Origin of the sequence: Streptomyces sp. P13-3-3, assembly GCF_050571355.1 — a bacterium.
GTDB classification, from domain to species: domain Bacteria; phylum Actinomycetota; class Actinomycetes; order Streptomycetales; family Streptomycetaceae; genus Streptomyces; species Streptomyces althioticus.
In genome coordinates this window covers 2,165,001-2,190,567 of the sequence record NZ_CP192228.1, presented here as the reverse complement: position 1 = coordinate 2,190,567, position 25,567 = coordinate 2,165,001, and the positions used below count along the sequence as shown (strand labels likewise).

General features: G+C 72.0%; 18 protein-coding genes, 2 rRNA genes and 1 pseudogene (1 of these 21 running past the window's edge). 4 read left to right on the top strand and 17 right to left on the bottom strand.

Annotation, left to right across the window (positions count from 1 at the left end):
• Positions 1-279: 279 nt before the first annotated feature.
• The 4 genes from ald to ACQZOG_RS09850 form a co-directional block, all read right to left on the bottom strand.
• Positions 280-1,404, bottom strand: coding sequence for an alanine dehydrogenase (ald, locus tag ACQZOG_RS09865; RefSeq protein ID WP_033276797.1), 1,125 nt, complete (start codon positions 1,402-1,404; stop codon positions 280-282).
• A 136-nt stretch (positions 1,405-1,540) separates the two neighbouring features.
• Entirely contained in the window at positions 1,541-3,598 is a 2,058-nt protein-coding gene (locus ACQZOG_RS09860) for a tetratricopeptide repeat protein (protein ID WP_193456500.1), read from the bottom strand.
• A gap of 214 nt (positions 3,599-3,812) precedes the next feature.
• Complete coding sequence (locus ACQZOG_RS09855) at positions 3,813-4,439, bottom strand: NUDIX domain-containing protein (protein WP_033276798.1); 627 nt, start codon at positions 4,437-4,439, stop codon at positions 3,813-3,815.
• A 107-nt stretch (positions 4,440-4,546) separates the two neighbouring features.
• Positions 4,547-6,196 carry a CTP synthase gene (locus ACQZOG_RS09850; protein ID WP_033276799.1) on the bottom strand — a complete coding sequence of 550 codons (1,650 nt, stop codon included), beginning with the start codon at positions 6,194-6,196 and terminating at the stop codon, positions 4,547-4,549.
• 462 nt (positions 6,197-6,658) lie between these two features.
• On the opposite strand from ACQZOG_RS09850, the gene ACQZOG_RS09845 reads away from it, so the two are divergent.
• Both ACQZOG_RS09845 and ACQZOG_RS09840 read left to right on the top strand, forming a co-directional pair.
• Positions 6,659-8,461 (top strand): glycoside hydrolase family 15 protein, encoded by a 1,803-nt coding sequence (locus ACQZOG_RS09845; protein WP_033276823.1) that lies wholly within the window; start codon positions 6,659-6,661, stop codon positions 8,459-8,461.
• Between the two features lie 109 nt (positions 8,462-8,570).
• Complete coding sequence (locus ACQZOG_RS09840; protein ID WP_430741443.1) at positions 8,571-10,202, top strand: PucR family transcriptional regulator; 1,632 nt, start codon at positions 8,571-8,573, stop codon at positions 10,200-10,202.
• 112 nt (positions 10,203-10,314) lie between these two features.
• Here ACQZOG_RS09840 and ACQZOG_RS09835 read toward each other — a convergent pair.
• The 6 genes and pseudogenes from ACQZOG_RS09835 to ACQZOG_RS09810 form a co-directional block, all read right to left on the bottom strand.
• Positions 10,315-10,434 (bottom strand): annotated as a pseudogene (locus ACQZOG_RS09835) (glycosyltransferase family 1 protein); the annotation flags it as partial.
• Between the two features lie 75 nt (positions 10,435-10,509).
• A complete protein-coding gene (locus tag ACQZOG_RS09830; RefSeq protein WP_037638850.1) occupies positions 10,510-11,649 on the bottom strand; it encodes a glycosyltransferase family 4 protein in 1,140 nt (379 codons plus the stop codon).
• Positions 11,650-11,856: 207 nt separating this feature from the next.
• Positions 11,857-13,599 carry a DNA repair protein RecN gene (gene recN / locus ACQZOG_RS09825; RefSeq protein ID WP_037638852.1) on the bottom strand — a complete coding sequence of 581 codons (1,743 nt, stop codon included), beginning with the start codon at positions 13,597-13,599 and terminating at the stop codon, positions 11,857-11,859.
• Between the two features lie 142 nt (positions 13,600-13,741).
• Positions 13,742-14,647, bottom strand: a complete 906-nt coding sequence (locus tag ACQZOG_RS09820) for an NAD kinase (protein WP_033276803.1) — start codon at positions 14,645-14,647, stop codon at positions 13,742-13,744.
• Positions 14,644-15,459 carry a TlyA family RNA methyltransferase gene (locus ACQZOG_RS09815; protein ID WP_261674835.1) on the bottom strand — a complete coding sequence of 272 codons (816 nt, stop codon included), beginning with the start codon at positions 15,457-15,459 and terminating at the stop codon, positions 14,644-14,646. Before ACQZOG_RS09815 ends, ACQZOG_RS09820 begins: the two co-directional genes overlap by 4 nt.
• A gap of 7 nt (positions 15,460-15,466) precedes the next feature.
• Positions 15,467-15,823, bottom strand: a complete 357-nt coding sequence (locus ACQZOG_RS09810) for a hypothetical protein (RefSeq protein ID WP_033276805.1) — start codon at positions 15,821-15,823, stop codon at positions 15,467-15,469.
• A gap of 42 nt (positions 15,824-15,865) precedes the next feature.
• Here ACQZOG_RS09810 and ACQZOG_RS09805 point away from each other — a divergent pair, with 42 nt between their 5' ends.
• Entirely contained in the window at positions 15,866-16,213 is a 348-nt protein-coding gene (locus tag ACQZOG_RS09805) for a sterol-binding protein (RefSeq protein WP_033276806.1), read from the top strand.
• Between the two features lie 4 nt (positions 16,214-16,217).
• On the opposite strand, the gene ACQZOG_RS09800 is transcribed toward ACQZOG_RS09805, so the two are convergent.
• From ACQZOG_RS09800 to ACQZOG_RS09785, 4 genes are read right to left on the bottom strand one after another with little or no spacing between them, the layout of a single operon-like run.
• Positions 16,218-17,069 carry an ABC transporter ATP-binding protein gene (locus tag ACQZOG_RS09800; protein ID WP_078492774.1) on the bottom strand — a complete coding sequence of 284 codons (852 nt, stop codon included), beginning with the start codon at positions 17,067-17,069 and terminating at the stop codon, positions 16,218-16,220.
• A complete protein-coding gene (locus tag ACQZOG_RS09795; RefSeq protein ID WP_033276808.1) occupies positions 17,066-18,103 on the bottom strand; it encodes a FecCD family ABC transporter permease in 1,038 nt (345 codons plus the stop codon). The genes ACQZOG_RS09800 and ACQZOG_RS09795 overlap by 4 nt, the downstream gene beginning before the upstream one ends.
• A complete protein-coding gene (locus tag ACQZOG_RS09790; RefSeq protein WP_033276809.1) occupies positions 18,100-19,143 on the bottom strand; it encodes a FecCD family ABC transporter permease in 1,044 nt (347 codons plus the stop codon). Before ACQZOG_RS09790 ends, ACQZOG_RS09795 begins: the two co-directional genes overlap by 4 nt.
• Positions 19,144-19,198: 55 nt before the next feature.
• Complete coding sequence (locus ACQZOG_RS09785; protein WP_033276810.1) at positions 19,199-20,227, bottom strand: HAD hydrolase-like protein; 1,029 nt, start codon at positions 20,225-20,227, stop codon at positions 19,199-19,201.
• A 72-nt stretch (positions 20,228-20,299) separates the two neighbouring features.
• On the opposite strand from ACQZOG_RS09785, the gene ACQZOG_RS09780 reads away from it, so the two are divergent.
• Positions 20,300-21,592, top strand: a complete 1,293-nt coding sequence (locus ACQZOG_RS09780; protein WP_033276811.1) for a DUF1015 domain-containing protein — start codon at positions 20,300-20,302, stop codon at positions 21,590-21,592.
• A 97-nt stretch (positions 21,593-21,689) separates the two neighbouring features.
• Here the strand turns inward: ACQZOG_RS09780 and ACQZOG_RS09775 are convergent, their stop codons facing one another.
• From ACQZOG_RS09775 to ACQZOG_RS09765, 3 genes are all read right to left on the bottom strand, one after another.
• On the bottom strand, positions 21,690-22,457 hold the full coding sequence (locus ACQZOG_RS09775; protein WP_033276824.1) for a tetratricopeptide repeat protein: 768 nt from the start codon (positions 22,455-22,457) through the stop codon (positions 21,690-21,692).
• A 1,059-nt stretch (positions 22,458-23,516) separates the two neighbouring features.
• Positions 23,517-23,633 (bottom strand): 5S ribosomal RNA (rrf, locus tag ACQZOG_RS09770).
• Between the two features lie 104 nt (positions 23,634-23,737).
• Positions 23,738-25,567: ribosomal RNA gene (locus tag ACQZOG_RS09765) — 23S ribosomal RNA — on the bottom strand (it continues 1,297 nt past the right edge of the window).

Below are 25,567 nucleotides of genomic sequence, written 5' to 3'. Positions count from 1 at the left end.
TCCGCAGCAACACAATCCGCCGGACCCGGCACGATGTGTCGGTAATGAAACACCCCGCTGTCAAGGGCGTACAGCCGTCGCACGGCAGGATTCACGGGTGTACGAATCGGTAGAACGGTTACGTTCGAGGCGAGTTGTCCCCGAACCAGGACGTGACCATACACACATCCGGCCGGACCTTGGCACGCAAGGTCCGGCCTGGTGCGAGGCGTTGACGTCCGGTGTTGACGTATCGCCTTTGCGGGTCCGTGACTTGGTCGACTTAACGCCGTGCGCGGGTCAGCCGAGCAGCGAGGCGAGCTCCACGTGCTCGAGACCGTGCGCCTCGGCGACCTCGCGGTAAACGACCTTGCCGTCATGGGTGTTGAGACCCTTGGCGAGCGCCGGGTCGCGGCGCAGCGCCTCCACCCAGCCGCGGTTGGCGAGTTCGACGATGTACGGCAGCGTCGCGTTGGTCAGCGCGTAGGTCGAGGTGTTGGGCACCGCACCGGGCATGTTGGCGACGCAGTAGAAGACCGACTCGTGGACCTTGAAGGTCGGCTCGGCGTGCGTGGTCGGACGGGAGTCCTCGAAGCAGCCGCCCTGGTCGATCGCGATGTCGACAAGGACACTTCCGGCCTTCATCCGGGAGACCAGTTCGTTGGTGACCAGCTTCGGCGCCTTGGCGCCGGGGACCAGCACGGCGCCGATCACGAGGTCGGCCTCCAGGCAGGCCTTCTCCAGCTCGAAGGCGTTGGAGACGACGGTCTGGATGCGGGTGCCGAAGACCTTGTCGGCCTCCTTGAGCTTGTTGATGTCCTTGTCGAGCAGGGTCACGTGGAAGCCCATGCCGATGGCGATCTGCGCGGCGTTCCAGCCGGAGACGCCGGCGCCGATGACGACCGCGCGGCCGGCCAGCACGCCGGGGACGCCGCCAGGCAGCACGCCGCGGCCGCCGTGGGCGCGCATCAGGTGGTAGGCGCCGACCTGGGTGGAGAGCCGGCCGGCGACCTCGGACATGGGGGCGAGCAGCGGCAGCGCGCGGCTGGGCAGCTCGACGGTCTCGTAGGCGATGGCGGTGGTGCCGGACTCCAGCAGCGCGTCCGTGCACTCCTTGGACGCGGCCAGGTGCAGGTAGGTGAAGAGCGTCTGGTCCTTGCGCAGGCGGTGGTACTCCTCCGCGACCGGCTCCTTGACCTTGAGCAGCAGGTCGGCGGCGGCCCAGACCTCGTCGGCGGTGTCCAGGATCTGACCGCCCGCGGCGATGTACTCGCCGTCCGGGATCGAGGAGCCGACACCGGCGCCGCGCTCGATGACGACCTGGTGGCCGTGGCGCACCAGCTCGTGCACGCCGGCGGGGGTGATGGCCACCCGGAACTCGTTGTTCTTGACCTCGCGGGGGATGCCGACCTTCACGTCGATCACGGTCCTTGGCTCAGACGGTACGGGGATATCACTACACATACCCGGGCACGCACGGGCACACCGGGAGAGACCGCAGGAGATGGTGCGGCAGAGCCAGTCTAATGAAGGTGTTCCCGCTGTCTAGCCTTCCATTGCATCAATCTTCAGCGGAAGCGGTACGGATTTCGCAGGCGTTAGCTCCATGTTCCGGCTCGGAGTCGCCCTCGGGGGCCTCCTCGGCCAGCATGCGCCCGGCCGTGCTCCGGTGCAGCGCGGCCGACGCGGGGTCGCCCAGACGCTCGTACGAGTCGGCCAGCCGCAGGTGCAGCGCGGCCTGCAGCCGGGTGTCCTCGGCCCGCCGCGCCCACTCCACGGCCTCACGGCAGGTGCGCAGCGACTCCTCCAGCCGCCCCGCGTACTCCTGCACCCGGCCCAGTTCGCTCAGCGCCCGCGCCTGCGCGGCCACGTCCCCGTCCCTGCGGTGCCCGGCGACGGCCGCCCGCCAGTTGCGCATCGCCTCGCCGTAGCGGCCCGCGTAGGTGTGGGCGGCGCCGATGCGGCCGTAGAGCCGGGCGGCCTCGGGGCGCTCGTCGCGGGCGAGGCGCTCGGCTAGGGCGCGGCCGAACCAGTCCGCCGCCCGGTCGTAGTCCCCCAGCTCCAGGTGCGCGGCGCCTACGGATTCCATCGCGCGCCCGGTGGCGTAGGGGTCGTTCGCCTCGCGTCCGGCGTCCAGCGCGGCCCGGTAGCGGGCCAGCGCCTCCGTGGTGCGGCCGGTACGGGCGTCGAGGTCGCCGAGGTTGAGCAGGGCGGCGGCCCGCTCGCGGGGCAGCTCGCGGCGCTCGGCGACGTCGAGGACGAGGTTGTGGATGTCGTAGAGGTCGCTCGCGGCGGCGCGGGTGCCGAAGTGGGCGACCATCGCCCGCACCAGCTGGGACATCAGCCGCCGGGCCAGGGTGTCCAGCTCCCCGTCGGCGACCGCGAGCCGGGCGGCGGCCAGCAGGGCGGGGCGGCGCAGGCGCAGCCAGTCGGCGGCGGCGCGGGGGGTGGGGAAGCGCAGGGGGCGCGGCAGGGCGAGGACCTTCTGACGGGCCTCGGGGCTGTCCGTCTCGGTGATGGCGCGGCAGGACTGGAGCAGCCGTACGGTGCGCTCCAGCATGCGGGCGCGGGCGAGCTGGAGCTCGGCGGGCCGCTCGTGGTCGTCGGCGAGCCGGAGCAGCTCGCGGTGGAGGCAGCCGGGCACCCGGTACTGGGGCACGGAGGAGCCGACCGAGTGCAGCAGGCCGTGGGCGGCGAAGTCGTCGAGGGTGGTGTGCGCGGCCTCCACCGAGCAGCCGGTGAGCGCGGCGGCGGTGTGCGGGTCGACGAGGCCCGCGGGCGCGAGGGCGAGCAGGCGCAGGGTGCGGGCGGCGGTCTGCGGCAGCGCGTCGTGCACCAGCCGCAGCAGCCGGGCGGTCACGGGTTCGGCGCCGGGGTCCGTGTGGAGCTGTTTGGCCAGGTCGGCGACGGCGGCCTTGGGGCGCGCGGCGAGCCAGCCGCCGGCCAGCACCAGCGCGGCGGGCTGGCCCTGGCACTGCTCGGCGAGGCGTTCGGCGGCCCGGGGGTCGACGGTGATGCGCACGGAGCCGGTGAACCGGGACAGCAGTTCCACGCCGGACTTGGTGTCGAGGCCGCCGAGGGTGCAGGGGCGGACGTCGGCGATGCCGGTGAGCGGGCCGGAGGAGACGGCGACGGCCAGGCAGTCGGGGTTGTCCGGGAGCAGGGCGTCGACCTGCCCGGCATCGGCGGCGTCGTCGAGCAGGAGCACCGCGCGGCGCTCGGCGAGGGCGGTGCGCAGCGCCTCGCCGAGCTGGTCCTCGGGGGCGCCGGCGGGGGCCGGCTCGCCGAGCGCGTCGAGCAGGTCCCGGGCGGCGCGCCCGACGGGCACGGGAGTGCCGCCGGGCTCGCTCAGCCGGGTGCGCAGGACGCCGTCGGGGTAGTCGGCGGCGACCTGGCGGACGAGTTCCTCGGCGAGCGCGGAGCGGCCGGATCCGGGCCGTCCCGCGATGAGCAGGACGCGGGCGCGGGGGGCCTTGCGGCCGGAGAGGGTGTCGAGTCCGGCGCGCTCGATGTCGGCGCGCAGTTCCTTCAACTCCCTGGTACGGCCCAGGAATCGACCTTCCGGGTGAGCCCCTTGGGGGAGCCGCACACCGTTCGGGTCCACCGCCTGATCCGTCACGGGCCACACTCCCGTCCCACCGCACGCGCAAGCCCGCCGGGTCTCCGTACGGGCGTTTTCCAGAGCCTAGTTCACGCTCTGCGACGTTCTGTGAGGAGCGCGGCGCGGTGGGCGAGACTCCCTCGATCGGATCAACAGATCGTAGGATTCCCGCCCCGATGCCGGCGTCGGAGGACGGAGAGTCCCACGTGCCGGCGTCAGCGGGCGGAGGGCCTCACGCCTCGAACGGGCGGGCCGGCCACGGCGCCTCCGCCGGGCGCAGCGCGTCCAGGCCGTCGCCCGAGCGGGCGGCGACCAGCGAGAGCACGCCCACCACCAGGCAGTTGTTGTGCAGGTCACCGGCGAGCACGCCGCGCACCAGCTCGTCGACGGGGACCCGGGCCAGCTCCATGTCGGCCTCCTCGTCCTCCACCGCGAACCGGTCGCCCTCGGCCTCGGACAGACCCCGGGCCAGGAAGATCCGCACGGCCTCGTCGCAGCCGCCGGGCGTGGTGTAGACGTCGGCCAGCACCCGCCAGTCCTCCGCCTTGACGTGCGCCTCCTCGTACAGCTCGCGCCGGGCGGCGTGCAGCGGGTTCTCGCCGGGCACGTCGAGCAGGCCGGCCGGGATCTCCCACAGCTTCTGGCGCACCGGGTGCCGGTACTGGCGCAGCACCACGACCCGGTCCGCGTCGTCGAGGGCGAGGACGGCCACGGAGCCCGGGTGGACCTGGTAGTCGCGGTGGACCACGGCGCCCCCGGGCATGACGACCTCGTCGGTGCGCATGGAGGTCTTCTTGCCGACGAAGGGGGTCTGCGTCCCGCGGATCTCCCACTCCTCCGGGGTGTCCTTGATCGTCATGCCTGTCCTTCCGAACCGAAGCGGTGGTACCCGGCCCGCCTGCGAAAAGGCGGCCGGGGTGCGAACCGTTGAAGGTTCGCACCCCGGCAACCGTACAACTGGGTGTGCTACTGCGAGATCTTCCGCTCGACCGAGGCCTTCACCAGCCCGGCGAAGAGCGGGTGCGGGCGGGTCGGACGCGACCGGAGCTCCGGGTGCGCCTGGGTGGCGACCAGGTAGGGGTGCACGTCGCGCGGGTACTCGACGTACTCGACGAGCTTGCCGTCGGGCGAGGTGCCGGAGAACACCAGGCCGGCCTTCTTCTCCAGCTCCGCGCGGTAGGTGTTGTTCACCTCGTAGCGGTGCCGGTGGCGCTCCTCGACGTACTCCTTGCCGTCGTAGACCTCGCGGACGATGGAGCCCTCGGCCAGCTTGGCCGGGTACATGCCGAGCCGCATGGTGCCGCCCATGTCGCCCTCGCCGGCGACGATGTCGAGCTGCTCCGCCATGGTGGAGATCACCGGGTGGGAGGTGGCCGGGTCGAACTCGGTGGAGTTGGCGTCGGAGATGTCCGCCAGGTTCCGCGCGGCCTCGATCACGATGCACTGCAGGCCGAGGCAGAGGCCCAGCAGCGGGATCCTGTTCTCGCGGGCGTACTTGATCGCGCCGACCTTGCCGAGCACACCGCGGTCGCCGAAGCCGCCGGGGATGCAGATGCCGTCGACGTCGCCGAGCTGCGCCTGGGCGCCCGCCGGGGTCTTGCAGTCGTCGGAGGTGACCCACTTGATCTTGACGCGGGCCTTGTTGGCGAAGCCGCCGGCGCGCAGCGCCTCGGTCACCGAGAGGTAGGCGTCCGGCAGGTCGATGTACTTGCCGACCAGGGCCAGGGTGATCTCGTGGTCGGGGTTGTGCACCCGGTCCAGCAGGTCGTCCCAGGTGGTCCAGTCGACGTCGCGGAACGGCAGGTCCAGCTTGCGGACCACGTAGGCGTCCAGGCCCTCGCCGTGCACGGTCTTCGGGATGTCGTAGATCGAGCGGGCGTCGGGGCAGGCCACCACGGCGGCCTCGTCCACGTCGCACATCAGCGAGATCTTCCGCTTGATGGCGGTGGGGACCTCGCGGTCGCAGCGCAGCACGATCGCGTCGGGCTGGATGCCGATGTTGCGCAGCGCCGCCACGGAGTGCTGGGTCGGCTTGGTCTTCAGCTCACCGGAGGGGCCGATGTAGGGAAGAAGGGAGATGTGGACCACGAACACGTTGTCGCGGCCGACCTCGTGCCGCACCTGGCGGACGGTCTCCAGGAACGGCAGCGACTCGATGTCGCCGACCGTGCCGCCGACCTCCGTGATCACGACGTCGACCTCGTCGGTCGCCATGCGCCGGATGCGGTGCTTGATCTCGTTGGTGATGTGCGGGATGACCTGGACGGTGTCGCCCAGGTACTCGCCGCGCCGCTCCTTGGCGATCACCGTGGAGTAGACCTGGCCCGTGGTGACGTTCGCGGAGCCGTCGAGGTCGCGGTCGAGGAATCGCTCGTAGTGGCCGATGTCCAGGTCGGTCTCGGCGCCGTCGTTGGTGACGAACACCTCACCGTGCTGGAAGGGGTTCATCGTGCCCGGGTCGACGTTGAGGTACGGGTCGAGCTTCTGCATCACGACGCGCAGACCGCGGGCCTTGAGCAGCATGCCGAGGCTGGAGGCGGTCAGGCCCTTGCCGAGAGAGGAGGCGACACCCCCGGTGACGAAGATGTGCTTGGTCGTCGTTGATTTGGGCGGCATGGCCAAGAGGGGGCTCCCGTGGTCGCGGTCTGTGGGTGCGGTTCCGGGGTTTCTCGCCCACCGGTCCACGGGCTACCAGCGTATCAGCGCCGCGGGGGAACGGCTGACGGCCACGCTCCGCTCACGCGGGACCACGGAGCATGTAGCACACACGGGACCCTCACCCGGGGCTCACTCGTTCGGCGGAGCCGGGTTGCCGCGAGCGGCACACAGATCATCTACGTGCGACGTATCCTGCTCGGACACTCGCTGCCGAGCCCGGCCGGCCGAACGGCACCACCCCCGCCCGTAAGTTCCGGAACAACGTGAGCTCGTCAGTTCGTTGAGCAAAGATTGGCGTTTTGCACGTAGGGCCGAGCGACTGCTTTGCTTCACAGCTCAACGACGCATTGCAATACCCCCCTTGACCGCACTAGCGACAGCCCCTCGCGGGGTGACGTGGCCGTTCGACTGGAGATGCACGTGGCCGGGCGCATCGAAGACTACGCACTCATCGGAGACATGCAGACCGCAGCGCTGGTCTGCCGGGACGGCACGGTCGACTGGCTGTGCCTGCCGCGCTTCGACTCGCACTCCATCTTCGCCGGGCTGCTGGGAACCGAGGAACACGGCTTCTGGCGGCTGGGTCCCGCGCACGCCGAGGACGCGGAGCCGCCCGCGGCGACCCGGCGGCGCTACCGGGGCGACTCGCTGATCCTGGAATCCGAGTGGGACACCAACCGCGGCACGGTCCGCGTGACGGATTTCATGCCCCCGCGCGACGGCGCCCCCCAGCTGATCCGCATCGTGGAGGGCGTGTCGGGCCGGGTCCCCATGCGCTCGACGCTGCGCATGCGCTTCTCCTACGGCCGGGTGGTGCCGTGGGTGCACCGGCACGAGGGCCGTACCGTCGCCGTGGCGGGACCGGACTCCGTGTGGTTCGACACGACCGCCGACACCTACGGCGAGGAACTGACCACCTACTCGGACTTCACCGTGGCGCCCGGCGAGCGGGTGGCGTTCACCATCTCCTGGGAGCCCTCGCACAAGCAGCCCCCGGCGCTGCCCGAGCCCGAGCAGTCCCTGGAGGCCACCGAGGACTTCTGGCGCGAGTGGGTCGAGCACTGTACGTACCACGGTCCGTACCGCGAGGCCGTGATCCGCTCCCTGATCACGCTGAAGGCCCTCACGTACGCCCCGACCGGCGGCATCGTCGCCGCGCCGACCACCTCCCTGCCGGAGGACATCGGCGGCGTCCGCAACTGGGACTACCGGTACACGTGGCTCCGTGACGCGGCGATCACCCTGTCCTCGCTGCTGCGCACCGGTTACCGCGAGGAGGCCCGCGCCTGGCGCGAGTGGCTGCTGCGCGCGGTCGCCGGCGACCCGGAGAACCTCCAGATCATGTACGGCATCGCCGGCGAGCGCGAGCTCGGCGAGGCGGAGCTGGACTGGCTGCCCGGCTACGAGAACTCCGCCCCGGTGCGGGTCGGCAACGGCGCCGCGCACCAGCTCCAGCTCGACGTGTACGGCGAGGTCACCGAGGCCCTGCACCTGGCCCACATGACCGGCCTCGCCCGCAACGACTACGCCTCGCTGCTCCAGCTGAAGCTGATCCGCTACCTGGAGAAGCACTGGCAGGAGCCGGACGAGGGCATCTGGGAGGTGCGCGGGCCGCGCCGCCACTTCGTGCACTCCAAGGTGATGGCGTGGGTGGCCGTGGACCGCACGATCAAGCTGATCGAGTCCGGCGACGCCGACGGCCCGCTCGAGGAGTGGAAGCAGCTCCGCGACGACATCCACCGCGACGTGTGCGAGAAGGGCTACGACAAGGAGCGCAACACCTTCACCCAGTCCTACGGCTCCAAGGAGCTGGACGCGGCCCTGCTGCTGATCCCCCAGGTGGGCTTCCTGCCGCCGGACGACAAGCGGGTGATCGGCACCGTCGAGGCGATCCAGCGCGAGCTGTCCACCTCCGACGGGTTCATCCTGCGCTACCCGACCGAGGGCGTGGACGAGGGCGTCGACGGCCTGCCCGGCGACGAGGGCGCGTTCCTCGCGTGCTCGTTCTGGATGGCCGACGACCTGGCCATGATCGGCCGCGTGGACGAGGCGCGGAAGCTGTTCGAGAAGCTGCTGTCGCTGCGCAACGACCTCGGCCTGCTGGCGGAGGAGTGGGACCCGCTGAACCAGCGCCAGGTGGGCAACTTCCCGCAGGCGTTCAGCCACGTGCCGCTCATCGACACGGCCCTGCGCCTGACGGCGTCGGGGGCGTACGGGGGCTGACGCGACCGTCGCGCCCCGCCTTCCCGGCCGGCCCGGGGAGGCGGGGCGTGGGCGTGTTCACGCAGGCCGGACGTGTGACGGGGCCACGGCCCCGGGTACCGTCCGCTGCATGAGCACCGCCGGCACTCCCCCGCCCACAGGCATCACCGTGCAGCGCGCCCTGGAGCTGCCCGGGCTGCGCGGCGGCCTCCCCGAGGTCGTCGCCTGCGCCGACCGGCTGGGGCGCACGGTGCGCTGGGTGCACGCGGGTGAGGTGCCCAACATCGCCTCCCTGCTCAAGGGCGGCGAACTGCTGCTGACCACCGGCTACGGGCTGGGTACGCGCCCGGCCGACCAGCGGGCGTTCGTGCGCACGCTGGCCGACCGGGGCATCGCGGCCCTGGTGGTCGAGCTCGGCCCGCGCTTCAGCCGACTGCCCGCCGCCCTGGTGGACGCCGCCCGCTCCGCCGGGCTGCCGCTGGTGCAGCTGCACCGTGAGGTGCCGTTCGTCACGGTCACCGAGGAGATCCACACGGAGATCGTCAACGGGCACTACGCGCTGCTCCAGCGCGCGGAGGAGGTGCACCGGCGCTGCACCGAGGCGCTGCTCGGCGGCGGGGGCGTGCCGCAGGTGCTGGAGATCCTCGCCGGGTTCACCGGCAACCCCGTGTTCCTGGAGACCACCGACGGCCAGTTGCTGTACGCGGCCGGTGAGGGCCCCGAGCGCGCGGACCCGCTCCAGGTGTGGGAGGGGCTGCGGGACCGGCAGCGCGACGACCCGCCGGCCGGCACGGTCCTCGTGGACGTGCCCGGCGGGGGCCCCGGCAGCGGCGGTGTCCGGGCGCGGCTGGTGCTGCTGCCGGTGCGCAGCGCGCCGGAGCCGGTGCACAGGATGGCGGCCGAGCGGGCGGCGGGCATCCTCGCCCTGGTGCTGATGCAGGCCCGCCAGGAGGAGGAGCTGGCGGCGCGCGGGCGCGGCGACTTCCTCACGGACCTCGCCGAGGGCCGGACCGGCGCCGACGACGCGCCCGCGCAGGCCCGCGTGCTGGGCTTCAAGCCGGGCCGGGGGCCGCTGCTGCCGGTGGTCATGCGGCTCGGCGACACGCTGTCGCCGCAGGGCGGCGGCTGGGCGGTGCTGGCCCGGGCGGTGGGCGAGGAGCTGTCGTCGCTCGGGGTGCCGGTGCTGCTGGGGGTGCGGCCGGTCGAGGGGCGGGTGCCGCTGCTGCTCGCGCTGCGCGCGGAGTCGGAGCGGCCGTCCGTCGCCGACCGGGTGGCGGCCGCGCTGCGCGCCGGGGTGGAGCGCGCGGGCATGCTGCGTCCCGGCGGGCGGCCGCCCGTGGTGGTGGTCGGGCCGGCCGGCGACTGGGCGGCGGTGCCGACGGGGCTGCGGCACGCGGTGGAGACGGCGACGGCGGCGCAGGGGCTCCCGGAGCGGCCCTGGTACGACGCCCGGCGGCTGGACATCGACCTGCTGCTGTGGCGGCTGCGTGACCATCCGGACCTGGCGGACTTCGTGCGGCGGGCGATCGGCCCGGTGCTGGACCACGACCGGCGCTCGCGGCCCGCGCTGCTGCCGACCCTGGAGACGTATCTGGCGCACGCCGGACGCAAGGCGGAGACCGCGCGGGAGCTGCATCTGAACCGGCAGACGCTGTACAACCGGCTCGCCCGCATCGGGGAACTGCTGGGCGTCGACCTCGACGACCCGCAGACGGTGCTGACGTTGAGCCTGGCGCTGCGGGCGCGGCGGCACGTGCCCTGAGCGCGCCCGCGGACAGGGGTCAGGCCGGCGGGCGTCTGGTCCTCAGCACCCCGGGCTGCCGCCCGCGCGCCCGTGCGGAACACCCGCGGACAGCGCCTGCGACCAGGAGGGGTCAGGCCAGCGGCCGGGGCTGGGTCAGCTCGTCGTAGACGCTGAGCACCTGGGCGACCGTCTGGTCCTCGGTCGGCCACGTCCCCGCCTGCCGCACACCCCGCCGCACGAGCGACTCCCGGCACCCGCGCCCTGCAGGCTGCCGTCCGCGCGTCCGTGCGGAACACCCGCGGACAGCGCCCGCGACCAGGAGGGGTCAGGCCAGCGGGCGGGGCTGGGTCAGCTCGTCGTAGACGCTGAGCACCTGGGCGACCGTCTGGTCCTCGGTCGGCCACGTCCCCGCCTGCCGCACACCCCGCCGCACGAGCCGCTCCCGGTGCTCCGGGTCCGCCAGGAGCCGGGTCACGGCGTCGGCGAGCGCCCGCGCGTTGCCCTGCGGCACGAGTTCGGCCGCGTCGCCGACGAGTTCGGGGACGGAGCCCACCCGGGTCGCGACGAGCGGCACGCGCGCGTGCAGCGCTTCCTGCGCGAACGTCGACCGCGCCTCCTCCCTGCGGCTGGGCAGGACGGCCACGTCGGCCGCGGCGATCAGGTCGGAGGCGTCCTCCCGGCGGCCCAGCAGCCGTACCGGCAGGTCCCTCGCCTCGGCGGCGCGCCGCAGTTCGCCGTGGAGCGGCCCCTCCCCCGCGATCACCACGAGCGGTACCGGGTCGAGGCGCTGCCAGGCGTGCGCGGCGTCCACCAGGACGTCGAGGCCGCGATGCCGCTCCAAGGAGCCGACGGCGACGATCAACGGACGGTCCACGGCGCCGAGTTCGGCCCGCACCTTGGGGGTGCGCCGCTCGGACTCCTCGGACGCCGGCGCGCTGCGGGGCCCGGGGAGGGAGACCGCGGCGAGCCGGGCGTCCCGCGCCCCGCTGCGGCGGGCCCGGTCCACCAGCGCGGAGGTCGTGCCCAGCACCACGCCGGCCGCGCGGACGACCCGCCGCTCCAGCACGCGCAGGAAGTGGGCGCGGGGGCCTTCGGCGTACGCGCGGTCGTGCCAGGTGACGACGAAGGGCGTGCCGCGTCCGCCGAGCGCCAGGGAGGTGCGGAACGAGGCGTGCAGACCGTGCGCGTGCACCAGGCCGGCGCCCGAGCAGGCGGCGCGCAGTGCGGCCACCGACGCCGGGTCGCTGCTGCGGGGCACATGGACGTGCTCCGCGCCGACGGTGGTGAAGCCGTAGGCGCGCTCCGCCTCTTCGGGGGCGCACACCGTGACCCGCACGCCCCGTGCCACGAGCCCGGCGGCCAGCGAGCGGACGTGCGCGCCGCTGGCGGCGTTGCCGCCGCCCAGCACCTGCACGGTGCGCAGCGGCGACTGGCCGTGCGGTGCGTGGCTGCTCACGGGGGTCACGTGGCCGGGCTCCTGGTTCGGGTCGGACGGTCGCGACGAACGTACCGAAGGATCCCGCGGAGGGGTGGTCCGCGCGGCGTCCTCCGCGTACACCGTCAAGCATGCCAGCACGCACGGCGGTTGCGTGAAACGCGCGGGCGTACGCCGGGGTCCACACCGGACGGCACATCACCCGTAAGGATGACGGAAGGTCACCGTCCGGCAGGGTCAGGCGTCCGCCCGCGCCGCCGCCAGCAACTCCTCCGCGTGCGCCCGCGCCGTCTCGGAGTCCTCCTGGCCGGCCAGCATCCGCGACAACTCCCGCACGCGGTCCTCGCCTTCGAGCACCTTCACGCCGGACCGGGTGACCGAGCCGTCGTTCGTCTTCTCCACCAGGAGCTGCCGGTCGGCGAACGCGGCCACCTGCGGGAGGTGCGTGACGACGACGACCTGCGCCTTCTTCGCCAGCCGCGCGAGACGCCGGCCGATCTCCACCGCCGCCTTGCCGCCGACGCCGGCGTCCACCTCGTCGAAGAGGTACGTCGGCACCGGGTCGGTCCCGGCGAAGACGACCTCCACGGCGAGCATCACGCGCGACAGCTCACCACCCGAGGCGCCCTTGGCGATCGGCCTGGGCGGCGCCCCGGGGTGCGGCGCGAGCAGCAGCTCGACCTCGTCCACGCCCGAGGGCCCGTACGCCACCGTGCGCCCGTTCACCTCGACGCCGTCGGGGTCCTCGGTCTGCCGGATGTCGAACGACACACGCGCGTGCGGCATGGCGAGCGACGCCAGCTCCTCCGTCACGGCCGCCGCGAACCGCTCCGCCGCCTCCGTCCGCGCCTCCGACAGCTCCCTGGCGAGCGCGCCCAGTTCGGAGCGGAGCGCGTCACGCTCGGCGGTCAGCTCTCCGATCCGCTCGTCGTCGCCCTCCAGTTCGGTGAGGCGCGCGGCGCTGCTCTCCGCCCAGGCCAGCACCTCGGCGACGTCCTCCCCGTACTTGCGGGTCAGCGCCGTCAGCGCGGCCCTGCGCTCCTCGACCGCCGCGAGCCGCAGCGGGTCCGCGTCCAGGTCGTCGGCGTAACCGGCCAGCTCGCCCGCGACGTCACGCAGCAGGATGCCGATCTCGCCGATCCGGTCGGTCAGCGCGGCCAGCGCCGGGTCGTGCGCCCGTACGGCCTCCAGCGCCCGCTGGGCGCCCGCGACGAGCGTCCCGGCGTCCACGCCCTCCGGGTCCTCCGGGTTGCCCGCCAGCGCGGCGTGCGCGACGGCGGCGGCCGACGCGAGCGCCTCGGCGTGCCCGAGCCGCTCGGCCTCCTCGGCCAGCTCCGTGTCCTCCCCGGCGCGCGGCTCGACGGCGGCGATCTCCTCCAGCCCGAAGCGCAGCAGGTCGGCTTCCTGGGCCCGCTCCCGCGCCCGGGTGGTGATCTCCTCCAGCTCCACGGTGACCGCCCGCAGCCGCTTGTACGCCTCCGCGTACTTGCCGAGCGGCACGGCGACCGCGTACCCGGCGTACCGGTCGAGCGCCTGGCGCTGCCGGGACAGCTTCAGCAGGCCCTGCTGGTCGCTCTGCCCGTGCACGGCCACCAGGTCGTCGGCGAGCTCCGCGAGCAGCCCCACGGGCACGCCGCGCCCGCCCAGGTGCGCCCGCGACCGGCCCTCGGCCGACACGGTACGGCTGACCAGCAGCGCCCCCTCGTCGAGCTCGGCCCCGGCCTCCTCCGCGCGTACGACGGCCGGCGAGCCCTCGGGCACGGCGATCCGCCCCTCGACCACGGCGTTGCGCGCGCCGATCCGCACCAGGGCCGCATCCGCCCGTCCGCCCAGCAGCAGGCCCAGGCTGGTGACCACCATGGTCTTGCCCGCACCCGTCTCACCGGTGACGGCGGTGAAGCCGGGCGACAGCTCCACCACAGCGTCGTCGATGACACCGAGCGACCGTATCCGCATCTCCTCTAGCACGGACACGACCATACGAGGTCGACACGGCGAAGTGCGACCGCCCCACCCGTGTCACCCACGTGAGTGCACCCCCTTCAGGGGCGCGGGGAACTGCGCGACAAGCCACGATCCGCCCGCAGCCGCCCACGTCGGGAAACCACCCCTTCGGTGACGGCTACTGCGGCGCCCCCCGCCACCCCGACACGGGCAAGGCGAACTTCGCGACCAGCCGGTCCGTGAACGAAGCGTGATGCAGGCGAGCCAGCCTGACCGGCACCGCCCCCCTCCGCACCTCCACCCGCGCCCCCGGGGGCAGCTCGACGGTCCGCCGCCCGTCACACCACAGCACCCCCGGCGGCACGTGCGGCAGCACCTCCACCGCCAGCACCGAGTTCGGCGACGTCACCAACGGCTTGGCGAACAGCGCGTGCGCGCTGATCGGCACCATCAGCAGCGCCTCGACCTCCGGCCACACCACGGGCCCGCCGGCGGAGAACGCGTACGCGGTGGACCCGGTCGGAGTCGCGCACACGATGCCGTCACAGCCGAACCCGGTGACCGGCCGCCCGTCGATCTCCAGGACGACCTCCAGCATCCGCTCCGCGGACACCTTCTGCACGGCCGCCTCGTTCAGCGCCCAGTCGGTGTGCACGATGTCGCCGTTGCGGTGCACCACGACGTCGACGGTCATCCGCTCCTCGACCTCGTACGCGCGGCTCACCACCCGGTCGACGACCTTCTCCAGGTCGTCCCGCTCGGCCTCGGCGAGGAAGCCGACGCTGCCGAGGTTGACGCCGAGCATCGGCACCCCGGAGGCGCGGGCGAACTCGGCGCCGCGCAGCAGCGTGCCGTCACCGCCGAGGACGATCAGCAGCTCGCAGTCGTCCAGGCACTGCGGGGTCGCCTCCTTGACCGTCTCCACGTCGTCCGGGAGCGGCAGGTCGCGGGCCTCCTCCTCCAGCACCCGCACCCCGAGCCCGGAGCGCAGCAGACCCTTGACCACGAGCTCGGCGCTGCGGATGGCCGCGGCGCGCCCGGTGTGGGCCAGCAGGAAAACAGTACGAGCACGGTTCTGTGTCAACGCGGCCCCTCCGCCACAGCACGGTCAACATCGGCCGGGTCCAGTTCCGGTGCCCCGGCCCGCAGCCACAGGAAGTATTCGACGTTCCCGGAGGGTCCGGGCAGCGGACTGGCCGTCACGCCCTTCGCCCCGAGCCCCAGCTCCCAGGCCTTGGCGGCCACCCCCCGGACGGCCTCGGCGCGCAGCTCCGGGCTGCGCACGACACCGCCGCTGCCCAGCCGCTCCTTGCCCACCTCGAACTGCGGTTTGACCATCATCACCAGATCGGCGTCCGGTGTCACGCACCGCTTCAGAGCGGGCAGCACCAGTCCGAGCGGGATGAACGACAGATCCCCCACGACAAGATCCACTGGCTCCCCATCGATGACCTCGAGCGTCAACTCCCGTACGTTCGTACGGTCCTTGACGGTCACGCGTTCATCCTGTCGCAGCGCCCACGCGAGTTGGCCGTATCCGACGTCCACCGCGACCACGTGCGCGGCGCCCGCCCGCAGCAGCACGTCGGTGAACCCGCCGGTGGAGGCCCCCGCGTCGAGCGCCCGGCGGCCCTTCACGACGAGCCCCCGCGGCACGAAGGCGTCCAGCGCCCCGGCCAGTTTGTGACCCCCGCGCGAGACGTAGTCGGGGTCGCCGACGTCCTCCGCGACCACGATCGCGGCCGCGGTCTCCACCTGGGTGGCGGGCTTGGTCGCCACCGTCCTGCCCACGCTGACCCGCCCGGCGGCGATCAGCTGGCTGGCGTGCTCGCGCGAGCGCGCCAGCTTGCGGCGGACCAGCTCCGCGTCGAGACGGCGGCGTGCGACTCCTGCCACGTTCGGTTCAGCTCCTGTGTCCATGTGACGGCTGGGACGAGTGCCCCGACGGACCCCGGTGCGGGGCGGCGGGCGAGGGACCCGGGCGGGCGTCGAGCGCGGTGAGCGCGTCGCGCAGCCCCCGGTGTACATCCTCGTACACCTCGAGGTGGCCGTCGGTGGTGAGGTGGTCGGCGTCGGCCAGCCGCTCCACCTGGGCGTCGACCTCGGCGTTCCCGGTCGGGGTGCGCGGCACGCCCAGCGGTGCGGGTCCGGCGGGCCCGTCGTCGTACGGCGGCCGCGGCGCGCCCTGCTCCGGCGGCCCGTCCTGCGGGGCCGCGGTGTCCGGCTCCGTGTCCGCCGCCTGCGGCACTGCGTCGTTCATGCCCCGACGCTACCGCGAACGGCTGGGGTACCGTCGAGCGCGATGGCCACGATCGAGGAGTGCCGTGCGGCACTCGGCAAGCTTTCGGACAGCATGGGCAGGGCCGAGGGCGACGTCCGCGCGGCGGCGTCGATGGAGCGGTCGGTCAGCTGCCACGTCACGGACCTGGACGTGACCTTCGCGGGCCGCCTCACCGGAGGCCGGATCGAGGTGCGCGAGACGCACCCCGGCCCGCCGCGCGAAAGGGCGCAGATACGGCTCGCCATGACGGGCGACGACCTGCTGGCCCTGGTCGACGGGGAGCTGCACTTCGCTCGGGCGTGGGCCTCGGGGCGGGTGCGGCTGGAGGCGGGTCTGCGGGACCTGTTCCAGCTGCGGAAGCTCCTCTAGCCCCTCAGACCTTCGCGGTCTCACGCCTGGCGCGGGACGCCCGTGCCGCCGGCACGACCAGCGGGGTGCCCGTCTCGGGGTCGTCGATGACCTGGCAGCGCAGCCCGAACACCTCCTCCACCAGCTCGGCGGTGACGATGTCCTTCGGCGCGCCCTGGGCGATGACCCGGCCCTCGCGCAGGGCGATCAGGTGGGTGGCGTAGCGGGCGGCGTGGTTGAGGTCGTGCAGCACGGCGACGAGGGTGCGGCCCTGCTCCTCGTGCAGGTCGGCGCAGAGGTCCAGGACGTCGATCTGGTGCTGGATGTCCAGGTAGGTGGTCGGCTCGTCGAGCAGCAGCAGCGGGGTCTCCTGGGCCAGGGCCATGGCGATCCAGACGCGCTGCCGCTGCCCTCCGCTCAGCTCGTCGACGTACCGCTCGGCGAGGTCGGCGACGCCGGTGCGGGCCATCGACTCCCCGACGACCCGCTCGTCCTCGGAGGACCACTGGCGCAGCAGGCTCTGGTGCGGGTAGCGGCCGCGCGCGACGAGGTCGCCGACGGTGATGCCGTCGGGCGCGATGGACGACTGGGGCAGCAGGCCGAGGGTGCGGGCGACCTTCTTGGCGGGCAGGGAGTGGATGGCCTGCCCGTCGAGCAGCACCCGGCCCTCGGCGGGCTTCAGCATGCGCGACAGGGCGCGCAGCAGGGTGGACTTCCCGCAGGCGTTCGGGCCGACGACGACGGTGAAGGAGTGGTCCGGGATCTCCACCGACAGCTGCTCGGCGATGACCCGCTGGTCGTAGGCCAGGGTGACGTTCTCGGCGGAGAGACGGTTCACGGTGCTCCTTCGGGTGTGCTTCTTCTCGGCCCCGCTCATATCCGGCCGGCCTTGCGCTCGGTGACCAGCAGCCACAGCAGGTAGACGCCGCCGAGGACGCCGGTGACCACGCCGACGGGCAGCTGTTCGGCGCCGAACGCCCGCTGCGAGACGAAGTCGGCGAGGACCAGCAGGGCGGCCCCCATCCACATCGAGGCGATCAGGTTCGGTCCGGGCGACCGGGTGAGGCGCCGGGCGAGCTGCGGCGCGGTGAGCGCGACGAAGCTGACGGGTCCCGCGGCGGCGGTGGCGGACGCGGTGAGCAGCACGGCGGACAGCATCAGCACCAGCCGCAGCCGCTCGACGCGCACACCGAGGGCGTTCGAGACGTCGTCGCCCATTTCCGTCATGCGCAGGGCGCGGGAGTTGGCGAGGACGACCGGGACGAGGACGGCGCACAGCGCGAGCAGCGGCCACACCTGGTCCCAGTCGCGTCCGTCGAGGGACCCGGTCATCCAGACGACCGCGCGGGCGGCGTCGACGATGTCGGACTTGGTGAGCAGATAGCCGTTGACGGCGGTGACGACGGCGGAGACGCCGATGCCGACCAGCACCAGCCGGTAACCGTGCACGCCCCGCTTCCAGGCGAGGACGTAGATGGCGGTGCCGGTGATCAGGCCGCCGGCGAGCGCGCCGAGGGCCACCTGGTTGGCGGTGCCGGAGAACAGCACGATGACGGTGAGCGCGCCGGCCGTGGCGCCCTGGCCGAGGCCGAGGATGTCGGGGCTGCCCAGCGGGTTGCGGGAGATGGTCTGGAACAGGGCGCCGCCGATGCCGAGGGAGGCGCCGACCAGCAGCCCCACCAGCACCCGCGGCAGCCGCAGCTCGGTGACGATGAACTCCTGCCCCTCGTTGCCCTGGCCGACGAGCGTGGTCAGCACGTCGGAGGCGGTCATCGGGAAGTCGCCGGTGCCGATGAGCAGCACGCTCGCGCCGAGCGCCAGCAGCATCAGCAGGACGACGACGGTGAGGGCACGCGCGTCCAGCCGGACCGAGAGGCCGCCGGGGACGCGCACCGCACGGTTGGTCTTCACAGCTGGGCCGTCCTCCGTCGTCGTACGAGAAGAATGAACACCGGGCCGCCGATGATCGCGGTGACGATGCCCACCTGGAGTTCGGCGGGCCGGGCCACGATCCGGCCGAGCACGTCCGCGCCGAGCAGCAGCACCGGCGACAGGACCGCCGCGTACGGCAGGATCCAGCGCTGGTCGGGCCCGGTGAAGGAACGCACCACGTGCGGCACCATCAGGCCGACGAAGACGATCGGACCGCACGCGGCGGTGGCGGCGCCGCTCAGCATCGTCGCGACGAGCATGGACAGCGCGCGGGTGCGGTTGAGGTCGGCGCCGAGCGCCTTGGCGGTGTCGTCGCCCATGGCCATGGCGTTCAGCGGCCGGGCGAGCAGCAGCGCCAGCCCACTGCCGACGACCAGGAACGGCACGACCTGCATGACGGCCTCGTCGCTGCCGGAGCCGAGCGAGCCGACCGTCCAGAAGCGCATCCGGCCGAGGGCCGCGTCGTCGAGGATCATCACGGCCTGGAGATAGCCGTAGAGCGCGGCGCTGATGGCGGTGCCGGCGAGCACCAGCCGCACGGGGGTGGCGCCCCGGCGTCCGCCGAGGAACCACACGATCGCGCCGACGGCGGCCGCCCCGCAGAACGCGAACCACACATACCCGGACAGCGAGGTGACGCCGAAGAAGGTGATGGCGGTGACGACCGCGGCGGAGGCGCCCGCGTTCAGGCCGAGGAGTCCCGGGTCGGCCAGCGGGTTACGGGTCAGCGCCTGCAGCACGGCCCCGGCGAGGCCGAGGGCGGCCCCGGCGAGCAGGCCCAGCAGGGTGCGGGAGAGCCGGTCGGACACCACGGTGTCGGCGTAGGTGCCCGACGCGTGGAACAGCCCGTGCCACACCTGCCCCAGGGACAGCTCCTTCGCGCCGACCGCGATGCTCGCCAGCGCGACGAGCACCAGGACCGCGAGGGACACGAGCAGACCGGCCGCGCGTATCGCCCGGCGGCCGGTGGGCGCGGAGGCGGTCTCCGCGCGCTGTTCGGGGGGACTCTCGACCAACACCCGGTTAGGTTAGCCTATCCTCCAATTGGATCACGATCCGGTGACCGGCGGACCGTCAGAGCCCCAGCCGCGCCAGCGCCTTCCCCGCGTCCAGGCCGCACGCCTCCTCGCCCGCCGCCGTCCAGGCCGCCGCGCACAGCGCCCGCAGTCCGTCCACCACGGCGCCGTCCCCGTCCAGCTCAAGCCGCCCGGCGCCGGCCGCCGCCGTCCATCCGCCGCACCGGAAGGCGCCGCCGTCCCCGACGACCTCGGGCTGCCCGGTCAGCAACCCCCGCAGGTCGGCGTCCACGTACGTCGGCCGGTGCTGCGGCGGCGCCGCCAGGAGCTGCGCGCCGTCCGTCACCCCGGTGAGCACCAGCAGCGAGTCCACCCCGCCGTTGAACGCGCCCTCGATGTCCGTGTCCAGACGGTCCCCCACCACCAGCGGCCGCTCGGCACCGGTACGCAGGATCGTCTCCCGGTGCATCGGCGGCAGCGGCTTGCCCGCCACCTGCGGCTCCGCGCCCGTGGCGATCCGTACGACCTCCACCGCCGCGCCGTTGCCGGGGGCGATGCCCCGGCCGCTGGGGATCGTCAGGTCGGTGTTGGACGCGAACCACGGCAGCCCGCGCGCGACGGCGTAGCTCGCCTCGGCGAAACGCCCCCACGCCAGCTCCGGACCGCCGTACCCCTGCACGACCGCCACCGGCTCGTCGTCCGCCGACTCCACCGGCTCGAGACCACGCTCACGCAGCGCCACCCGCAGGCCCTCACCGCCGACCACCAGCACCCGGGAGCCCTGCGGCACCTGATCGGCGATGAGCCGCGCCACCGCCTGCGCGGAGGTGATGACGTCTCCGGCCTCGGCCGGGATACCCAGCTCGGTCAGGTGCGCCGCGACGGCGTCGGGCGTGCGCAGCGCGTTGTTGGTGACGTAGGCGAGACGCATGCCGCCGTCACGCGCCGCGGCGAGGGACGGCACCGCGTGCTCGATGGCGTTGCCGCCCGCGTACACCACTCCGTCGAGGTCGAGCAGCGCCGTGTCGTACGCCTCGCTCAGGGCCTGGCCACTGCCCTCGGGCCTCGTCCTGACGCTCCGGCTCATTCCGCATCGCTCCTCGTTCGACGGCTTTCCCCCGATCATCCCCCATCGCACCGGCACCCGTACGATGCCGGGATGAACACTGCAGGTCACTCGAAGGCAACGGCGCCCCGAGGCCTGGAACTCACCCCGTTCCGAGGCCTTCGTTACGACCCCGACCGGGTCGGCAGCCTGGCCGCCGTGACATCCCCGCCCTACGACGTCGTGGTCCGCCCCGACGGCCTGCACCACCTCCAGTCCGCCGATCCGCACAACATCGTCCGGCTGATCCTGCCCGAGGCCGCCACACCCGAGGAGCGCAACGCCCAGGCCGCCGAGACGCTCCGCCGCTGGCGCGCCGAAGGCGTCCTCACCCCCGACCCGGAGCCCGGCCTGTACGTCTACGAGCAGCGCGACGGCGACGGCCTGGTGCAGCGCGGCGTGATCGGCGCCCTGCGCGTCTCCGAACCGGACGAGCGGCTGGTGCTGCCGCACGAGGACGTCATGCCGCACATCGTCGCGGACCGCGCCGACCTGATGCGCGCCACCAGCGCCAACCTGGAACCGCTGCTCCTCACCTACCGGGGCGACGACACCGCGGCGAGCACGGCCGGCCTGATCGAGCGCACGGCCGGGCGGCGGCCGCTCCTGGCGACCACGACGGAGGACGGCGTCCACCACCGCCTGTGGCCGGTCACCGACCCGGCCGACCTGGCGGTGATCCGCCAGGAACTGTCCGCCCACCAGGCACTGATCGCCGACGGCCACCACCGCTGGGCGACCTACCGCAGGCTGCGCGCGGAACACCCCTCCCCCAGCCCGTGGGACCACGGCCTGGTGCTCCTGGTCGACACGGCCCGCTATCCGCTGCGGGTCCGCGCCATCCACCGCCTGCTGCACGGCCTGCCGGTCGCCGAGGCCCTGAAGGCGCTGGGCGGCATCTTCCGCGTGCGCCGCCTCGACCTGCCACTGCCGCAGGCGATGGACGCGCTGGCCGAGGCGGCGCAGGAGAGCAACGCGTTCCTCCTCACCGGCGACGACGGCGTCTTCCACCTCGTCGACCGGCCGGACCCGGCGCTGCTGGACCGCACGGTGCCCGCGGACCGCCCGGAGGCCTGGCGCACCCTGGACGCGACGGTCCTGCACGCCACGCTCCTCGACCACGTCTGGCGCGTCCCCGACGACCCCGCCCACATCGCGTACATCCACGACACGGCGGCCACGGTGGACAAGGCCCGCCGCGACGGCGGTACGGCGGTACTGATGCACCCCGTGCACGAGGACGTGGTGCGGGAGCTCGCCCAACAGGGGGTGACGATGCCCCGCAAGTCGACGTCGTTCGGCCCGAAACCGGCATCGGGCCTGGTGCTGCGCGCGCTGGACCTCTGAGGCGTCCGGACATACGGAAAGGGGCGGGCTCCGGCTGAATGCCGGGGCCCGCCCCTTTCCCTAGGTTCTTCCTTGGGTGCGCGGTGACGTGAGGACCTCAGTCCTTGTCCTCGTCCTGCGCACCCTGCTCGTCACGGTCGACGCCGTCCTGAGCCGGGTCCTGGACCTGGTCCTGCTCCTCGTCCTCGACGAAGGCGTCCGTGAACTCGACGCCGTCCAGCTCGGCCAGCCGGTCGGAGGCGTCGGTGCTGCCGTCCCGGTCGGCCTCGACGGCCTTGGCGAACCACTCACGCGCCTCGCCCTCACGGCCGGCGGCGAGCAGCGCGTCGGCGTACGCGTACCGCAGGCGCGCGGTCCACGGCTGCACGGAGTTCGACGCCAGCTCGGAGCTCTGGAGGGTGACGATGGCCGCGTCCAGCTGGCCCATGTCACGCCGGGCGCCGGCCGCGACGAGCCGCATCTCGACCTGTCCGGCCTTGTCCAGCTTCTGCACCTCGGGGGCGCCGGCCATGTCCAGTGCCTTCTCCGGCCGGCCGAGACCGCGCTCGCAGTCCGCCATCAGCGGCCACAGCTCCACAGTCCCGGTCATCCGCCGCGCGGCACGGAACTCGGCGAGGGCCTCACCGTACTTCTGCGTCGCGTACGCGGCGAACCCTGCGGCCTCCCGCACGGCGGCCACACGCGAGGCGAGCCGCAGTGCGATACGGGAGTACGCGTAGGCGCGCTCGGGGTCCTCGTCGATGAGCCGGGCGACCATCACCAGGTTCTTGGCGACGTCCTCGGCGAGCGTCTTGGGCAGGCTCTGCAGCTCCTGCCGGACGTCCTTGTCGATCTCCTCGCCGGTGACGTCCTCGGGGATCGGCAGCCGCTTGATGGGCTCGCGGTCACGGTCCCGCTCGTCACGGAACCGGCCGCCGCCCTGGCGGTCGTCACGCCCACGGTATCCACCAGGCCGGCCGCCCCGGTCGTCCCGACGCGGGCCGCGCCCACGGTCGCGGTCGTCACGGCCACGGAAGCCGCCACGGTCGCCGCGGTCACGGTCGTCACGCCGGAAGGTGCCACCGCGGGAGTCGCGGTCGCCACCACGGGTGTCCGTACGGCTGTCGCCACCGCGCCGGAATCCACCGCGGTCACGGTCGTCGCGGCGGAAGCCACCGCGGTCACCACGGTCGTCGGATCGGCCGCGGTAGCCGCCACGGTCCCGATCGTCACGGCGGTCATCACGGCGGTCATCACGCCGGTCGTCCCTGCGGTCGTCGCGCCGGCCGTACCCACGGTCGTCGTCACGACGGAAGCCGCCACGGTCACCGCGGTTGTCATCACGACGGAAACCACCACGGTCACCGCGGTTGTCATCACGACGGAAACCACCACGCTCGCCACGGTTGTCGTCACGGCGGAAGCCACCGCGGTCACCGCGGTTGTCGTCGCGACGGAAACCGCCACGCTCGCCGCGGTCGTCGGAACGGCCGCGGTAGCCACCACGGTCCCGATCGTCACGGCGGTCGTCGCGCCGGTCGTCCCTGCGGTCGTCACGGCCGCGGTACCCGCCGCGATCGCCGCCGCGGTTGTCGCGGTTGTCGTCGCGTCCACGGAAGCCGCCCCGCTCGGGCCGGCCGCCGCTGCGGTCACGGTCGCCGCTGCGGTCACGGTCACGGTCGTCGCGACCGAAGGGCGGACGGTCGCCGTCCCTGCGGAAGCCGCGGTCGCGGTCGTTGCCGCGACGGGGGCCGCCGCGCTGACCGCCACGGTCCCCGCGGTCCGAGCGGTCACCACTGTCCCGTCGGCGCTGGTCGCGCTCCGGTCGGTCGTCGGGAGAGTTGGTGGACATCGGTGACTCCTGTCTCGGGTACTGCAAGCATAAATACAAAAAGGACCCCTGGCCCCAGCTGAACGCTGGTGACCAGGGGTCCTTCCAAAGATTGTTCGGCGGCGTCCTACTCTCCCACAGGGTCCCCCCTGCAGTACCATCGGCGCTGTAAGGCTTAGCTTCCGGGTTCGGAATGTAACCGGGCGTTTCCCCTACGCTATGACCACCGAAACCCTAATGGTTTCGAGCGAACAAGCACACTCTTCTGTTATGCGTTCTGCTCAAAGCCGACAACGGTCGTTGTCTCAGAACTAACACAGTGGACGCGAGCAACTGAGGACAAGCCCTCGGCCTATTAGTACCGGTCAACTCCACACGTTACCGTGCTTCCATATCCGGCCTATCAACCCAGTCGTCTACTGGGAGCCTTACCCTCTCTAGGAGGTGGGAGTCCTCATCTCGAAGCAGGCTTCCCGCTTAGATGCTTTCAGCGGTTATCCCTCCCGAACGTAGCCAACCAGCCATGCCCTTGGCAGAACAACTGGCACACCAGAGGTTCGTCCGTCCCGGTCCTCTCGTACTAGGGACAGCCCTTCTCAAGACTCCTACGCGCACAGCGGATAGGGACCGAACTGTCTCACGACGTTCTAAACCCAGCTCGCGTACCGCTTTAATGGGCGAACAGCCCAACCCTTGGGACCGACTCCAGCCCCAGGATGCGACGAGCCGACATCGAGGTGCCAAACCATCCCGTCGATATGGACTCTTGGGGAAGATCAGCCTGTTATCCCCGGGGTACCTTTTATCCGTTGAGCGACGGCGCTTCCACAAGCCACCGCCGGATCACTAGTCCCGACTTTCGTCCCTGCTCGACCCGTCGGTCTCACAGTCAAGCTCCCTTGTGCACTTACACTCAACACCTGATTGCCAACCAGGCTGAGGGAACCTTTGGGCGCCTCCGTTACTCTTTAGGAGGCAACCGCCCCAGTTAAACTACCCATCAGACACTGTCCCTGATCCGGATCACGGACCCAGGTTAGACATCCAGCACGACCAGACTGGTATTTCAACGACGACTCCCCCTGAACTGGCGTCCAGAGTTCACAGTCTCCCAGCTATCCTACACAAGCCGAACCGAACACCAATATCAAACTGTAGTAAAGGTCCCGGGGTCTTTCCGTCCTGCTGCGCGAAACGAGCATCTTTACTCGTAGTGCAATTTCACCGGGCCTATGGTTGAGACAGTCGAGAAGTCGTTACGCCATTCGTGCAGGTCGGAACTTACCCGACAAGGAATTTCGCTACCTTAGGATGGTTATAGTTACCACCGCCGTTTACTGGCGCTTAAGTTCTCAGCTTCGCCCACCCGAAAGTGAGCTAACCGGTCCCCTTAACGTTCCAGCACCGGGCAGGCGTCAGTCCGTATACATCGCCTTACGGCTTCGCACGGACCTGTGTTTTTAGTAAACAGTCGCTTCTCGCTGGTCTCTGCGGCCACCCCCAGCTCACGGAGTAAATCCGATCACCGGTTGTGGCCCCCCTTCTCCCGAAGTTACGGGGGCATTTTGCCGAGTTCCTTAACCATAGTTCACCCGAACGCCTCGGTATTCTCTACCTGACCACCTGAGTCGGTTTAGGGTACGGGCCGCCATGAAACTCGCTAGAGGCTTTTCTCGACAGCATAGGATCATCCACTTCACCACAATCGGCTCGGCATCAGGTCTCAGCCTTAATGAACGGCGGATTTGCCTACCGTCCGGCCTACACCCTTACCCCGGGACAACCACCGCCCGGGATGGACTACCTTCCTGCGTCACCCCATCACTCACCTACTACCAGCTCGGGTCACCGGCTCCACCACTCCGACCTCGTCCGAAGACTCAGCCGGCGGCTTCACGGGCTTAGCATCACTGGATTCGATGTTTGACGCTTCACAGCGGGTACCGGAATATCAACCGGTTATCCATCGACTACGCCTGTCGGCCTCGCCTTAGGTCCCGACTTACCCTGGGCAGATCAGCTTGACCCAGGAACCCTTAGTCAATCGGCGCACACGTTTCTCACGTGTGAATCGCTACTCATGCCTGCATTCTCACTCGTCAACCGTCCACAACTCGCTTCCGCGGCTGCTTCACCCGGCAGACGACGCTCCCCTACCCATCCCA

Coding starts and splice junctions, on each gene's coding strand:
- ACQZOG_RS09855 (WP_033276798.1), bottom strand. CDS start 4,439: ATGACGATCAAGGACACCCCGGAGGAGTGGGAGATCCGCGGGACGCAG.
- ACQZOG_RS09850 (WP_033276799.1), bottom strand. CDS start 6,196: ATGCCGCCCAAATCAACGACGACCAAGCACATCTTCGTCACCGGGGGT.
- ACQZOG_RS09840 (WP_430741443.1), top strand. CDS start 8,571: ATGAGCACCGCCGGCACTCCCCCGCCCACAGGCATCACCGTGCAGCGC.
- recN (WP_037638852.1), bottom strand. CDS start 13,599: ATGGTCGTGTCCGTGCTAGAGGAGATGCGGATACGGTCGCTCGGTGTC.
- ACQZOG_RS09810 (WP_033276805.1), bottom strand. CDS start 15,823: ATGAACGACGCAGTGCCGCAGGCGGCGGACACGGAGCCGGACACCGCG.
- ACQZOG_RS09805 (WP_033276806.1), top strand. CDS start 15,866: ATGGCCACGATCGAGGAGTGCCGTGCGGCACTCGGCAAGCTTTCGGAC.
- ACQZOG_RS09800 (WP_078492774.1), bottom strand. CDS start 17,069: ATGAGCGGGGCCGAGAAGAAGCACACCCGAAGGAGCACCGTGAACCGT.
- ACQZOG_RS09785 (WP_033276810.1), bottom strand. CDS start 20,227: ATGAGCCGGAGCGTCAGGACGAGGCCCGAGGGCAGTGGCCAGGCCCTG.
- ACQZOG_RS09780 (WP_033276811.1), top strand. CDS start 20,300: ATGAACACTGCAGGTCACTCGAAGGCAACGGCGCCCCGAGGCCTGGAA.